Here is a 13556-nt window from a genome sequence, read left to right as displayed (position 1 = left end):
GCGGCCCTGGCGCTTGATGACGACCCCCGCCGCTACGCCCATCTGAGTACCATCCGCCTGGAAGATCCTGAAGCGATCGCCCGCGCAGCGCACTCACGCCGCCGCCACCCCGGCCTCAAGGCAGGCCGGCAGAACTTCATTGTTGCTGCCGACCATCCGGCCCGTGGAGCACTCGCCGTGGGAAGTGACCCGGTAGCGATGGCAGACCGCCGCCAGCTTCTGGACCGCCTGCAGATTGCGCTGGCCAACCCGGCTGTGGACGGCATCCTCGCCTCGCCTGACATCATGGATGATCTGCTCCTGCTCGGAGCCCTCGAAGGAAAACTCGTTTTCGGTTCCATGAACCGAGGCGGCCTTTCCGGTCTGGTGAACGAAATCGATGACCGTTTCACCGGGCATACTGCGGCGGCCCTGCAGGCACTGGGAGCCGACGGCGGGAAGATGCTGACCCGCATTTGCCTCGGTGACCCGGACACTGTTGCCATGCTGGAGGCCACGGCGAAGGCCATCGACTCCCTGGCCGAACGCAAGCTGATCGCGATGGTGGAGCCATTCCTGTCCGTGCGCGAAAAAGGCAAGGTCCGGAATGACCTTTCCACTGACGCCGTCATCAAGTCAGTGGCCATCGCCGAGGGCCTGGGCTCCACCAGCGCCTACACCTGGATGAAGCTTCCAGTTGTAGCTGACATGGAGCGCGTCATGGCCGCTACCACCATGCCAACGGTCCTGTTGGGCGGTGACCCGGATAATTCCCAGGACCAGGTGTTCGCCACCTGGGAAGCAGCGCTGGCACTGCCAGGTGTGCAAGGTCTTACCGTCGGCAGGACCCTCCTCTACCCACAGGACGGCGATGTTGCCGGCGCCGTCGCCGCGGCCGCCTCACTCCTCAACCACGCCCCAGAAGGATTGGAGTAGAAGCCTCCCATGGACATGAAAAGTGCATCGGGCACCCGCAGAATGACCGTCGCCCAGGCCGTCGTCGAATACCTTTCCAAGCAGTACACCGTTGACCGGATCAGCGGCACCGATTACCGTGAGCGGCTGATCCCCGGCACCTTTGGCATCTTCGGGCACGGCAACGTGGCCGGCGTCGGCCAGGCCCTTAAGCAGTACCAGCACCTCGATCCAACGATCATGCCCTACTACCAGGGACGCAACGAGCAGGCCCAATCGCACCAGGCCGTCGGGTACGCCCGCCACACCCGTCGCCGGCAGACCTTCGCCATCAGCACCTCCATTGGCCCGGGTTCCTCGAACCTGCTCACCGGTGCGGCGCTGGCCACCACCAACCGCCTGCCCGTGCTGCTGCTGCCCAGCGATACTTTCGCCACCCGTGCCGCCGACCCCGTGCTTCAGCAGCTGGAGCAGCCCTACGCCTACGACATCACGGTCAATGACGCCTTCAGGCCGCTGTCCAAGTTCTTCGACCGGGTCTCCCGTCCTGAGCAGCTGTTCTCAGCGTTCCACCACGGACTGCGGGTCCTGACAGACCCGGCCGAAACCGGTGCTGTCACCATTTCGTTGCCGCAAGACGTCCAGGCCGAGGCCTTCGACGTTCCGGAGGAGTTCCTGGCCGAGCGTGAGTGGCGGATCCGCCGCCCGGACGCCGACGACGACGACATCGCCCGCGCCGCGGAAGCCATCCGCGCCGCGAAGCGCCCGCTGATCATCGCCGGCGGCGGCGTCCTGTACGCCTTCGCGAACGAGGAACTGGGGAAGTTCGTCGAGCTGACCGGGATCCCGGTGGGCAACACCCAGGCCGGCGTCGGCGTCCTGCCCTGGGACCACAAGTTCTCCCTCGGCGCCATCGGTTCCACCGGGACGACGGCGGCAAACGCGCTTGCCGCCGAGGCGGACCTGATTATCGGGATCGGCACCCGCTATGAGGACTTCACCACCGCATCCCGGACGGCGTTCCAGAACCCGGACGTGAAGTTCATCAACATCAACGTCGCCCCGATCGATGCGTACAAGCACGGCACCTCGCTGCCGATCGTAGCCGATGCACGCAAGGCCCTGGTTAAGCTCAACGCAGCCCTGGGCGGTTACCGTGTTGGCGCGGACCTGGAACGGACGGTTGCGGCGGAGAAGCAGCGCTGGGACGCGACCGTGGATGAGGCGTTCGACACCCGGTTCACCCCGTTGCCGGCGCAGAACGAGATCATCGGGGCCACGTCCCGGGCGATGGACGCGGAGGATGTGGTGGTCTGCGCCGCCGGTTCCCTGCCGGGGGATCTGCACAAGATGTGGCGGGTCCGTGACCCGTTCGGCTACCACGTGGAATATGCGTACTCCTGCATGGGCTACGAAATTCCCGGCGGGCTCGGCGTCAAGCGGGCAGCCCTGGCGGAGGCCGCTCGCGGCGGGACCCAGCGTGACGTCGTCGTGATGGTGGGGGACGGGTCCTACCTGATGATGCACACCGAACTGGTCACCGCGGTCGCCGAACGGATCAAGCTGATCGTGGTCCTGATCCAGAACCACGGCTACGCCTCCATCGGCTCGCTCTCCGAATCGCTTGGTTCGCAGCGGTTCGGCACCCAGTACCGGGCGCTGGACGAGGAGCAGCACAGCTTCGATGAGGGCGAAACCCTGCCGGTGGACCTGGCCCTGAACGCCGAGTCCCTGGGCGTGAAAGTCATCCGGATCGAACCGGGCCAGAAGGTCATCGCCGAACTCGAACAGGCCATCCGCGACGCGAAAGCCGCCCCCGAAAAGGGCGGGCCCATCCTGATCCACGTCGAATCCGACCCGCTGCTGGACGCCCCGTCCTCCGAGTCCTGGTGGGACGTTCCCGTCTCCCAGGTCTCCGAACTGGACTCCACCAAGCAGGCCTTCGAGACCTACACGGAGCACAAGAGCCGCCAGCGGAAGCTGCTGGGCTGACAGTCCTCCCCTCCCGCCCCCACACGCTGACAACTCAAGGAAGAGTCCCATGACTGCCACCACCATAGAGATCACCACCATCAACCACTTCATCAACGGCACGGAAACGCCCGGCGACGGCACCCGCACCCAGCCCGTCTACAACCCCGCCACCGGCACCGTGTCCGGTGAGCTGCGGCTGGCGAACCGGGCGGACCTGGACGCCACCGTCGCCGCCGCCCGCAAAGCCGCCGATTCCTGGCGTGACATCTCCCTGGCCAAGCGGACCGCCGTGCTGTTCAAGTTCCGCGAACTCGTCGCTGCCCACGTGGACGACCTCGCCGAGCTGGTCACCGCAGAGCACGGCAAAGTCCTCTCGGACGCCAAGGGCGAGATAGGCCGCGGCCTGGAAGTTGTGGAGTTCGCGTGCGGCATCCCGACGCTGCTCAAGGGCGACTACTCGGACCAGGTCTCCACCGGCATCGACGTGTTCTCCTTCCGCGAGCCCCTGGGCGTCGTCGCCGGCATCACGCCGTTCAACTTCCCTGTCATGGTGCCGCTGTGGATGGCGCCGATGGCCATCGCCACCGGCAACGCCTTCATTCTTAAGCCCTCAGAGCGCGACCCGTCCGCCTCGATGCTGCTGGCCAAGCTGTGGAAGCAGGCCGGCTTGCCCGACGGCGTGTTCCAGGTCCTGCACGGTGACAAGGAAACAGTGGACGGTCTCCTGACCCACCCGGACGTGGACGGCATCTCCTTCGTCGGCTCCACCCCGATCGCGAGGTACGTCCACGAGACCGCCACCAAACACGGCAAACGCGTCCAGGCCCTGGGCGGCGCGAAGAACCACGCCATCATCATGCCCGACGCGGACCTGGACAACGCCGCGGACCACCTCGCCGCCGCCGCGTTCGGCTCCGCCGGGGAACGCTGTATGGCCATCTCCGTCGCCGTCGCCGTGGGCGAAGCTGCCGACCTGCTCGTCAACAAGGTCGAAGAACGGGCCCTGGCCGTGAAGGTCAACAACGGCACAGCGCCCGACGCCGAAATGGGCCCGGTCATCACCCCGGCGTCCAAGGACCGCATCGTACGGATCGTGACCGAAGCCGAGGCCGCCGGCGCGGCGATGGTAGTGGACGGGCGCGACCTCGTCGTTCCCGGCCACGAGGAAGGCTTCTGGGTGGGCCCCACCGTCCTGGACCACGTCAAGACCGAGATGACCGCTTACACCGAGGAAATCTTCGGACCGGTCCTCGTTGTCGTCCGCGTTGAAGACCTGGACGCCGGCATCAAACTGATCAACTCCAACCCCTACGGCAACGGCACCGCCATCTTCACCTCCTCCGGAGCCCACGCCCGCAAGTTCCAGCGCTCCGTGACCGTAGGCATGATCGGCATCAACGTGCCCCTGCCCGTTCCAGTGGCCTACCACTCCTTCGGCGGCTGGAAAGCATCCCTCTTCGGCGACAAGCACATCTACGGCCCCGAAGGCGTCTCCTTCTACACCCGCGGCAAGGTCGTCACCTCACGCTGGCCCGAACCCACCCACGCCTCCGGCGCCTCCTACAACTTCCCCTCCAACTGACCCCGCTCACACCCATCGATTGCTCCGTAACCGCCGTTCTGAGCCTCCAAAAGGGCCCTTACGGGGCAATCGAGGAGAAGGATTAAGCTATGACTGAGAACAAGCTCATCATCGGCACCGCGCCTGACTCCTGGGGAGTGTGGTTCGCCGACGACCCCCAGCAGACCCCCTGGGAACGGTTCCTCGATGAAGTGGCCGAATCCGGCTACAAGTGGATCGAGCTGGGCCCCTACGGCTACCTGCCCAATGACCCCGCCCGGCTCGCGGAGGAACTGAAGCAGCGCGACCTGAAGGTCACCGCCGGTACGGTTTTCACCGCCTTCCACCGCGGGCTGGACCAGTGGGAGTCTGCCTGGGAACCCGCCCGCAAGGTCGCCGAGCTCACCGCAGCCATGGGCGGGGAGCACATGGTGGTCATTCCGGCCATGTGGCGTGATGATGTGACCGGCGAGGCGGTGGAAAGCGGCCAGCTCACCGAGAAGGCCTGGAGCGATCTGTTCGCCGGGCACAACCGCCTGGGAAAGACCCTACTTGAGGACTTCGGCCTGAAGCAGCAGTTCCACTCGCATGCCGACTCCCATGTCGGCGCGCAGGAGGATATCGAGACGCTGCTGGCCGCCACGGATCCGCAGTACCTGAACCTGTGCCTGGACACCGGGCACGCCGAGTACTGCGGCGCGTCCAGCCTGGAACTGATCAAAAACTACCCGGACCGGATCGGCTACCTGCACCTGAAGCAGATCAACCCGGAGATCCTCAAGCAGGTCAACGAGGAAAACCTGACCTGGGCCGCAGCCAACCTGGCCGGCGTCATGACCGAACCGCCGAACGGCCTCCCGGACCTCCGCGCCGTGATTGATGCCGTCGAAGGGCTCAACCGCCCGATCTTCGGCATCGTGGAACAGGACATGTACCCCGTGGCGTTCGACGTGCCGATGCCCATCGCCAAGCGAACCCGCAACTTCCTGCTCTCCTGCGGCTCCCGCACCACCGTCAGCTAGAAGCACCGCCGTCAGCTGGCACCAGCTTCCGCCAGCCCCCGATACCTAAGGACAGAACAATGACTGACATTCTCCGCGTTGCCGTCATCGGCGCAGGTCGCATGGGTGCGGACCACATCAAGCGGCTCAGCACCCGCATCCACGGCACTGAAGTGGCCGCCGTCGTCGACGTCGACCTCTCCCGGGCGCAGGCCGCCATCGAAGGGATCGACGGCGCCGTGGCCCTGGCCAGCGCCGACGAGGCGCTCAACAACGGCGACGTCAACGCCCTGCTGATCGCCACGCCGGGCTTCCTCCATGAGGAAATCCTGTATAAGGCGCTGGAGAAGGGCTTCCCGATCCTCTGCGAAAAGCCGCTCACCCCTGACGCCGAAAGTGCGTGGAAGGTTGTCCAGGCCGAAACGGCCTTGGGCCACAAGCGCATCCAGGTGGGCTTTATGCGCCGCTTCGACGCCGAGTACGCGGCCCTGGTCTCCGTCATCCGCGACGGCGAACTGGGTGAGCTGCTGATGCTCCACCACCAGCACCGCAACCCCACCACACCTCCGGGGTTCACCAATGAGATGCTCATCAACGACTCCGTGGTCCACGAATTCGACGCCATCCGCTTCTTCACGGGAGAGGAAATCACCTCCGTGCAGGTCCGGCTGGGCAAAGCCACCCGCAATGCCCCGAACGGCCAGCACGATCCGCAGCACGTCCTGCTCGAAACCGAATCCGGCGTCCTGGCCGACGTCGAGATCTACGTTAACGCCAAGTTTGGCTACCAGGTGGCCACGCAGGCCTCCTTCGAGAACGGCATCGTGAGCATCGGCGGCGACGCCGGACCGTACGTCCAGTCGGCCGGCCGCTGGGGCGGCTCGGTCAGCCCCGGCTTCGAGGAGCGCTTCGGCGCGGCGTATGACGTCGAGGTCCAGGCCTGGGCGGACGCTGCCCGCCGTGGCGAAATCGGCGGCCCCACCGCCTGGGACGGCTACGCCACCGCTGCCTGCTGCGAGGCCGGCGTCGAGGCCCAGAAGTCGGGCGCAAAGGTCAAGGTCCAGCTCAACGCCAAGCCGGACCTCTACAACTAACAGCTCCTGCAAACCACGAGGCGGTCTGTCGGCAGCAGCCGGCGGGCCGCCTTCTTGCAGGCACCATCGAAGTTTTCTAAACCACAAAGGAGTGACCATGAAAATCGCCCTGGACCCCACCCCTTTCCATCACAGCCACAGCCTGCTGGAATTTCCGCGCGTGGCCGCCGACCTCGGATACAAGTACCTGCAGCTGACTCCGCATGCGGACATGATCCCCTTCTACAACCACCCCAAAGCCGACGATGAGCTGGTGGCCCAGATGAACAAGGCGTGCAAGGATGCCGGCGTCGAAATCGCGTCAGTCCTGCCGGTCCTGCGCTGGTCCGGTCCGGACGAGGACGCCCGCGAAGCCGCCGTCCGCTACTGGAAGCGCGCCATCCAAATCGCCCTAGACCTCGGCGTCAGCACCATGAACACCGAATTCAGCGGCCGCCCCGAGAAGGCCGAGGAATCGGAGCGCGCCTTCTACCGCTCCATGGAAGAGCTGCTGCCGATCATCGAGCGGGAGGGCCTGGATGTCCTGATCGACCCGCACCCGGACGACTTCGTCGAAGATGGCCTGGCCGCCATACGCGTCATCCGCGGGCTAAACTCGCCCAACATCGGCATGGTCTACGTGGCCTCACACTCGTTCCACATGGGCAACAAGCCCCTGGAGATCATGAGGGCCGCCGGGGACAAGCTGCGCCTCGTCCACGTCTCGGACACCATGGACCACCACGCCTCCCACGGCCTGCGTTACATCACCAACCCGCCCGGAAACGCCGTACGGGTGCACCAGCACCTGAAGATCGGCGACGGCGACGTCAACTGGGACCAGTTCTTCGGCGGGCTCAAGGAAATCGGCTTCCTGGACAAGGACAACACAGTGATGGTATCCAGTGTCTTCGCCGAGGACGACAACGCCGAGGACGTGTCCCGTTACCAGCTGGAGACGATGGGCCGGTACATCGATAAGGTCAAGTAGTGGGGACCGACGCGAAGCAGACCATATCGAACCCCACCGCGGTCCAGGCCCAGCGCCCGGGCACCATCGAGCCGGCCAATCCGAGGAAAGCGGGACCTCGGCCTCACACCGTTGACCGAAGGGCTCCGCTGCTGCTGGCTGGCTGCCAGCTCCGACAAGAACACACTCACTGTGGCGGAGGCGCCGCCGACGGCAAGCCCCAAGACGAAGCGGGCGGCGACGATGAATTCAGTGTTCGGGGCGATGGCACACCCCACGGCGCCTATGAAGAAGATGACTGCGAGCAGCATGATGGTGCGTTTGCGGCCCTGCCTGTCGGGGAGTCGGCCGCCGAGAGTATTGAGCCGAATACTGCTCCGAATACCAGTGAAGCGGTCACCACGCCCTCTTCGGCCACCGAAAGTCCCAGTCCTCCTTGCCCGGGAGAGAGGCTCATGAACGGCAGGGCGCCGCTGATTACACCCGTGTCATAACCAAACAGCAAACCGCCGAGGGTGGCGATGAAAGTGATCAAGCCGAGCTTGGGGGCGGAGGGTTTCCCGGTCTTTTCCCGTGTGCTTCTGACGGCGTTGTCATGGCAAGTTTTTCCTTTTGGGGAAGTTCAATGATTTTGATGCGGACCGGGCCAAGAGCCCGTGGCCTGTCCCAGCGGTTCAGATTCTTGCCGGGGACCAGTCTGGGGTCTCGGTGAGGACGACGTCGCCCAGAAGTTTGGCGGCGCGGCGGACGCCCTCCGATGAGCTCACCAGGGTGTCTTCATGCTCGATGTTGAGAGTTCCGTCGTAACCAACCGCGCGGAGCTGGTAAACAAAGTCTGCCCAGAAGGTGGCCCCTTGGGCGTGTCCGAGACCGAGGGTGACGTAGTTCCAGGCGCGCGCTCGTGGCTGGTCTAGTGGGGTGGTGTCCAGCATTCCATTTTGCCGGGCATGGGGGAGTTCCACACGGATGTCTTTGGCATGCACGTGGTAGATGGAACTGCCTAACGCCTGGACGACAGTAGGAATGTCGGCTCCCATCCACATCAGGTGTGAGGGGTCCAGATTGGTTCCGACCGCTTCGTTATCGACTTCGTTAAGCAGCCGTTGCATTGTTGCGACATTGTGGACCAGCTGGTTGCCGCATGGCTCCACCGCAAGCCGCACGCCGTTGTCGGCGGCGAACTTTGCCAGTTCGCGCCAGTAGGGAACGGCGACCTCTTTCCACTGGTAGTCAAGAACGTCGAGGTTTTCCGGGGGCCACGCGCTAGTAATCCAGTTTGGGGTGGAGTCGCCGCCGCCCGCTGCCGGCAAACCAGACATCAGCACCACCGTGGGAACACCTAGTTCTCCAGCGACGGTGATGGAGTCGCGCACCACCTGATCGTGCCTGGCTCCGGAGACTGGGTGGAGCTGGTTGCCGTTGGCGTTCAGAGCGCTGATTTCCAGACCGCGGCCGACCACCAGGTCCTGGAACTCGCTTCTGGCCAGTGCGGAGGACTTCAGCGTCGGAAGGTCGGCATGTGGACTCTCGGACCAGTTCCCGGTGGCCACCTCAACCGAGCTCAAGGCAAGTTCCCTGGCCAAGTCCAGCGCCTGGTCAAATGGAAGCCGGCTCACTGAATCTGTGATCAAACCAATCTTCAATGGGTATCCCTTCTTTGGTGCGAAATTTGTGGAGGTGGTGGATCAGGCCACGAATGCTCTTTCACGGGGGGGAAGGGGAGGCCACTGTGGTTCTGACAGCTACTGGCCCCGTGAGCGTTTCTTCAGGAATAATTTAGATCGTTCTAGTGGACTATTGTTACATGTGACCGCCACCATGTCTAGAACGTTCTAATCCTGCTCGTAACGAAGGAGAAGTGTGACGGAAATGCAGCGCCGCCCAACCCTGATGGATGTCGCGCAAGCGGCGGGCGTTTCCAGGGCGCTGGTCTCGATTGTGATGCGGGGCGCTCCGGGGGCCGCGGAAACCACCCGGGAGAGGGTCCTCACTGTGGCGCGAGACTTGGGCTACCGGCCGGACAGCCGGGCGCGGTTGCTCCGGAGCAGCAGGACGAGGCTGCTCGGTGTCACCTTCCATGGCAGTGCCCCATTCCACGCGGAAATCGTCGACGCGGTCTACGCCCAGGCTGCAGAGCGGGGCTACGAAGTGGTGCTCAGTGCGGTCGGCCGCAGCCGATCGGAAGCGCGGGCGATTGACGGGCTTCTTGACTTCGGCTCGGAAGCGTTGATTGTCATCGCGCCGAGCTTGGGCATCAGGGAACTGGAGCGCTATTCCGGTCGCGTTCCTGTCGTGAGCCTCCTGCGTGACGACGTTGGCGCCTTCGTTGACTCGATCAGCAGCGACGATCGTGCCGGCGTCCGTAGCGGTAGAACACCTGACGGGCCTGGGGCACTGGAATATTGTCCATGTCGACGGTGGATCGGCCGTCTCGGCCGCGCGGCGCCGGGATGCTTTTCGGCTCGAGATGATGGGCCGCCAGCTTGAGCCGGTCATCATTCCCGGCGGGCCCGCGGAAGACGACGGTTTGAGGGCTGGGGATTCGCTTCAGGGGAGCCTCCCTTCTGCTGTCATTGCGTTCAACGACCGATCGGCTCTGGGTGTAATGGAAAGCTTGCGGGCTGCAGGGCTGTGTGTCCCCGAGGACGCATCTGTCCTTGGCTTCGACAACAGTCAGCTTGCGCAGCTCAGGTTCGTGCAGCTTTCGTCCGTCAGTTCTGAGGCGCCGCTGCTGGCCGTCGCTGCCGTCGACCGTGCGGTTGATCGATTGGAAGGCCGGGGCGGTCCCGTCCACGTAGTCCATGACCCTCGCTTGATCGTCCGCAGGACAACGGCGCCACCCGCGGAGGCCTGGAAGCTCGGGAGTAACAGCACCTCGCTCGCCACGGGCCCGATCAATTTCACGTAAAAACATCCTAATGTCAGGACAAAGTATTGACAAAGCGTGATGCGACTCACCATGATCTAGGGGAGGGCCTTGAGCTCCTGCAGAGTGGCAGGGCCGCAGCCCCTATCGAAGGAGAAAATCGTGAAGAAGATTTCTTGGCGGAAGGCAGCTCTGATAGCGGCCGTCGTTCCGATGCTGGCCCTGAGCGCCTGTTCAAGCACCGGCGGCAAGACCGAAACCGTAAATGGTGGGGGAGGTGGCACGGTTGCGGACACGCCGCGATTGAAGGTCGCGATGATCACCCACGCGGCCGCCGGTGACACGTTCTGGGACATCGTCCGGAAGGGTGCCGAGAGCGCCGCGAAGAAGGACAACGTCGAGCTGCTGTACAGCGGGGACGCTGAGGGGGGCCGCCAGGCGCAGTTGGTGCAGCAGGCCATTGACCAGAAGGTGGACGGTATCCTCGTCACGCTGGCCAAGCCGGAGGCCCTGAAGGACGTCGTCAAGAAGGCGGTGGACGCGGGGATTCCCGTGGTGAGCTTCAACGCCGGTGAAGACCAGTCGAAGGCTATGGGCGCTATCACCCACTTTGGGCAGAGCGACAAGCTCGCCGGTGTCACGGTGGGACAGCGACTCGCCGCAGAGGGCATCAAGCACCCGATCTGCGTGATTCAGGAGCAGGGCCACGTCGGCCTCGAAAACCGGTGTGCCGGTGTCAAGGAACAGGTTCCCGGCTCCGAGATCCTCAACGTCAACGGCGCGGACATGACCTCCGTTTCCTCTACAGTGACGGCGAAGCTCCAGTCCACGCCGGACGCCGACGCGATCATCGGTCTCGGCGCCCCCTTCACGCTCACCATTGTGAAGTCCGTGAAGGAATCAGGCAGCAAGGTCAAGGTGGCTTCGTTCGACCTGAACGGCGACCTGGCCAAGGCCATTGAAGACGGAAGTGTCATGTTCACCGTGGACCAGCAGCCCTATCTCCAGGGCTACGGCGCTGTGGACACCATTTGGCTGAACAAAGTGGGCGGTTTCAAGGTTGGCGGCGGGCAGCAGGTCTACACGGGCCCGGCTGTTGTCGACAAGAGCAATGCTGCCGATGTCTCCAAGTTCGCTCAGGCCGGCATCCGCTAACCCTCAACAAAACTGTCGGGATGCCGGGCGCCTGCACCGGCCCGGCATCCCAAGACAAAGGAGTTTAGTAATCATGGCTAATGCTGTCCTAACCGCCACCTCAGATGAGCGCGTCCGCACCCGAAATACCATCCAAAAATTGCTGTTGCGCCCCGAAATAGGCGCCCTCGTCGGCGCTCTGGTACTTTTCGTATTCTTTGCCGCCATCGCCCCCGTCTTCCTGCAGCCCAGTTCCCTGGCAACCGTGCTGTACGGCAGCTCCACCATCGGGATCATGGCCGTGGGCGTGGCCCTGCTGATGATCGGTGGCGAATTTGACCTCTCCACCGGCGTCGCAGTCATCACCTCAGCCCTCTCAGCCTCCATGTTCAGCTGGTACTTCAGCACAAACATCTGGGTCGGAGTTGCCTTCGCGCTCGTAGTGTCCCTGGGCATCGGGTTCATCAACGGCTGGATCCTCGTCAAAACAAAACTCCCCAGCTTCATCGTCACGCTGGCATCCTTCCTGATGCTTGCCGGCCTCAACCTCGGCCTGACCCGCATGATCGGCGGGGCGGTGGCAACCCCCTCGGTGTCCGACCTCGACGGTTTCGCCGCCGCCCGCGTGCTGTTCGCCTCGACCATCAAGATCGGCGGCATCGACGTCAACGTCACGGTGTTCATCTGGATCGCCCTGGTGATCGTGGCTTCCTGGGTCCTGCTGCGCACCAAGGTGGGCAACTGGATCTTCGCCGCCGGCGGCGACGCCAACGCGGCCCGCGCCGTGGGTGTGCCCGTCAACAAGACCAAGATCGGCCTGTTCATGGCTGTCGGTTTCTGCGGCTGGATCCTGGGCATGCACAACGTCTTCGCCTTCAACACCGTGCAGTCCGGTGAGGGAGTTGGCAACGAGTTCCTCTACATCATCGCCGCGGTCATCGGCGGCTGCCTTCTCACCGGCGGCTACGGCTCGGCCGTGGGCGGGGCGATCGGCGCGTTCATCTTCGGCATGGCCAACAAGGGCATCGTCTACGCGCAGTGGAACCCGGACTGGTTCAAGTTCTTCCTGGGCCTGATGCTGCTGCTGGCCACCATCGTCAACCTCATCGTCAAGCGCCGCGCGGAACTCAAGTAAAGGGGCCGGAGAACATGAATGCCAAAGAAATCGACCAAACCACCCTGCTCCGGAACGAGACGGACCCGCTGACCCACACCCCCGTGCACCTGCTCTCGTTGAACAAGGTGGGGAAAAACTACGGCAACATCCTCGCGTTGAGCGATGTCACCATGGCCGTGGACAACGGCCGCGTCACCTGTGTCCTGGGTGATAACGGTGCGGGCAAGTCCACGCTGATCAAGATCATCGCCGGCCTGCACCAGCACGACGCCGGGGCCCTGAACATCATGGGCGAGGAACGGAAATTCACCTCGCCCCGTGACGCGCTCGACGCCGGAATCGCCACCGTCTACCAGGACCTCGCTGTTGTGCCGCTGATGCCGATCTGGCGGAACTTCTTTCTCGGCTCCGAGCTGACCATCGGCTTCGGTCCGTTCAAGAGCCTGGACGTCGAGAAGATGAAAGCCATCACGCTCAAGGAACTCGCCGAGATGGGCATCGACCTCCGCGATGTGGAGCAGCCCATCGGCCAGCTCTCCGGCGGTGAACGCCAGTGTGTGGCGATCGCCCGCGCCGTGTACTTCGGCGCGAAGGTGCTGATCCTGGACGAGCCGACGGCGGCCCTCGGCGTGAAGCAGTCCGGCGTTGTCCTGCGGTACATCCTGCAGGCCCGCGACCGCGGCCTCGGGGTCATCTTCATCACCCACAACCCGCACCACGCCTTCCCCGTGGGGGACCGGTTCCTGCTGCTCAAGCGCGGCAAGTCGATCGGCTACTACGACAAGAAGGACATCACCCTCGACGAGCTCACCGCCCAGATGGCCGGCGGCGCGGAACTCGCCGAACTCGCCCACGAGCTCGAACAGCTTGGCGGCCACAACGACGTCGTTGCCGAAGTTAAGGGCGAAGTGGCCGGGGTGGCACAAACCGCCGGCAACTCCCGCCACTAACTGCCGTCCCATTTCC

14 protein-coding genes are annotated in these 13556 nt (G+C 64.1%); 11 read left to right on the top strand and 3 right to left on the bottom strand.

What is annotated here, in order from left to right; genetic code table 11:
* Positions 1-6 precede the first annotated feature (6 nt).
* The 6 genes from QFZ40_RS15935 to QFZ40_RS15910 all read left to right on the top strand — a co-directional run bounded on the left by QFZ40_RS15935 (position 7) and on the right by QFZ40_RS15910 (position 7494).
* On the top strand, positions 7-915 hold the full coding sequence (locus QFZ40_RS15935) for a Cgl0159 family (beta/alpha)8-fold protein (protein ID WP_373427478.1): 909 nt from the start codon (positions 7-9) through the stop codon (positions 913-915).
* 42 nt (positions 916-957) lie between these two features.
* Positions 958-2886: a 3D-(3,5/4)-trihydroxycyclohexane-1,2-dione acylhydrolase (decyclizing) gene (gene iolD, locus QFZ40_RS15930; RefSeq protein ID WP_306906948.1), complete on the top strand. Its 1929-nt coding sequence runs from the start codon at positions 958-960 to the stop codon at positions 2884-2886.
* Between the two features lie 49 nt (positions 2887-2935).
* The gene (locus QFZ40_RS15925; RefSeq protein WP_306905598.1) at positions 2936-4450 is read left to right on the top strand and encodes a CoA-acylating methylmalonate-semialdehyde dehydrogenase; all 1515 of its coding nucleotides are present in this window, start codon (positions 2936-2938) and stop codon (positions 4448-4450) included.
* An 89-nt stretch (positions 4451-4539) separates the two neighbouring features.
* Positions 4540-5451, top strand: coding sequence for a sugar phosphate isomerase/epimerase family protein (locus tag QFZ40_RS15920; protein ID WP_306905597.1), 912 nt, complete (start codon positions 4540-4542; stop codon positions 5449-5451).
* 59 nt (positions 5452-5510) lie between these two features.
* Positions 5511-6524 carry a Gfo/Idh/MocA family protein gene (locus QFZ40_RS15915; RefSeq protein ID WP_306905595.1) on the top strand — a complete coding sequence of 338 codons (1014 nt, stop codon included), beginning with the start codon at positions 5511-5513 and terminating at the stop codon, positions 6522-6524.
* A gap of 97 nt (positions 6525-6621) precedes the next feature.
* Entirely contained in the window at positions 6622-7494 is an 873-nt protein-coding gene (locus QFZ40_RS15910) for a sugar phosphate isomerase/epimerase family protein (protein WP_306905594.1), read from the top strand.
* Here QFZ40_RS15910 and QFZ40_RS15905 read toward each other — a convergent pair.
* From QFZ40_RS15905 to QFZ40_RS15895, 3 genes are all read right to left on the bottom strand, one after another.
* Positions 7449-7784 (bottom strand): MFS transporter, encoded by a 336-nt coding sequence (locus tag QFZ40_RS15905; RefSeq protein WP_306905593.1) that lies wholly within the window; start codon positions 7782-7784, stop codon positions 7449-7451. The two genes, QFZ40_RS15910 and QFZ40_RS15905, sit on opposite strands and share 46 nt — an antisense overlap.
* Positions 7757-7978: a hypothetical protein gene (locus tag QFZ40_RS15900; protein ID WP_306906947.1), complete on the bottom strand. Its 222-nt coding sequence runs from the start codon at positions 7976-7978 to the stop codon at positions 7757-7759. The genes QFZ40_RS15905 and QFZ40_RS15900 overlap by 28 nt, the downstream gene beginning before the upstream one ends.
* A 169-nt stretch (positions 7979-8147) precedes the next feature.
* Positions 8148-9116 carry a sugar phosphate isomerase/epimerase family protein gene (locus QFZ40_RS15895; RefSeq protein ID WP_306905591.1) on the bottom strand — a complete coding sequence of 323 codons (969 nt, stop codon included), beginning with the start codon at positions 9114-9116 and terminating at the stop codon, positions 8148-8150.
* Between the two features lie 226 nt (positions 9117-9342).
* Between QFZ40_RS15895 and QFZ40_RS15890 the strand changes: the two genes are divergently transcribed.
* From QFZ40_RS15890 to QFZ40_RS15870, 5 genes are all read left to right on the top strand, one after another.
* Positions 9343-9960, top strand: a complete 618-nt coding sequence (locus QFZ40_RS15890) for a LacI family DNA-binding transcriptional regulator (protein ID WP_306906946.1) — start codon at positions 9343-9345, stop codon at positions 9958-9960.
* A complete protein-coding gene (locus QFZ40_RS15885; protein ID WP_306906945.1) occupies positions 9851-10381 on the top strand; it encodes a substrate-binding domain-containing protein in 531 nt (176 codons plus the stop codon). Before QFZ40_RS15890 ends, QFZ40_RS15885 begins: the two co-directional genes overlap by 110 nt.
* 120 nt (positions 10382-10501) lie before the next feature.
* Complete coding sequence (locus tag QFZ40_RS15880) at positions 10502-11494, top strand: substrate-binding domain-containing protein (protein ID WP_306905590.1); 993 nt, start codon at positions 10502-10504, stop codon at positions 11492-11494.
* A gap of 73 nt (positions 11495-11567) precedes the next feature.
* On the top strand, positions 11568-12608 hold the full coding sequence (locus QFZ40_RS15875) for an ABC transporter permease (protein WP_306905589.1): 1041 nt from the start codon (positions 11568-11570) through the stop codon (positions 12606-12608).
* Between the two features lie 14 nt (positions 12609-12622).
* On the top strand, positions 12623-13540 hold the full coding sequence (locus QFZ40_RS15870) for an ATP-binding cassette domain-containing protein (protein WP_306905587.1): 918 nt from the start codon (positions 12623-12625) through the stop codon (positions 13538-13540).
* The last annotated feature ends 16 nt before the right edge of the window (positions 13541-13556 follow it).

Source organism: Arthrobacter pascens (assembly GCF_030816475.1).
GTDB classification, from domain to species: domain Bacteria; phylum Actinomycetota; class Actinomycetes; order Actinomycetales; family Micrococcaceae; genus Arthrobacter; species Arthrobacter pascens_B.
The sequence above is the reverse complement of the archived record's forward strand: the minus strand, read 5'-3'. Positions and strand labels throughout refer to the sequence as shown.

Excerpts from the sequence above, each read along its gene's own strand:
- QFZ40_RS15875 (WP_306905589.1), top strand. The coding sequence starts at position 11,568 with ATGGCTAATGCTGTCCTAACCGCCACCTCAGATGAGCGCGTCCGCACC.
- QFZ40_RS15925 (WP_306905598.1), top strand. The coding sequence starts at position 2,936 with ATGACTGCCACCACCATAGAGATCACCACCATCAACCACTTCATCAAC.
- QFZ40_RS15890 (WP_306906946.1), top strand. The coding sequence starts at position 9,343 with ATGCAGCGCCGCCCAACCCTGATGGATGTCGCGCAAGCGGCGGGCGTT.
- QFZ40_RS15915 (WP_306905595.1), top strand. The coding sequence starts at position 5,511 with ATGACTGACATTCTCCGCGTTGCCGTCATCGGCGCAGGTCGCATGGGT.
- QFZ40_RS15905 (WP_306905593.1), bottom strand. The coding sequence starts at position 7,784 with ATGCTGCTCGCAGTCATCTTCTTCATAGGCGCCGTGGGGTGTGCCATC.
- QFZ40_RS15920 (WP_306905597.1), top strand. The coding sequence starts at position 4,540 with ATGACTGAGAACAAGCTCATCATCGGCACCGCGCCTGACTCCTGGGGA.
- QFZ40_RS15870 (WP_306905587.1), top strand. The coding sequence starts at position 12,623 with ATGAATGCCAAAGAAATCGACCAAACCACCCTGCTCCGGAACGAGACG.
- QFZ40_RS15910 (WP_306905594.1), top strand. The coding sequence starts at position 6,622 with ATGAAAATCGCCCTGGACCCCACCCCTTTCCATCACAGCCACAGCCTG.
- iolD (WP_306906948.1), top strand. The coding sequence starts at position 958 with ATGACCGTCGCCCAGGCCGTCGTCGAATACCTTTCCAAGCAGTACACC.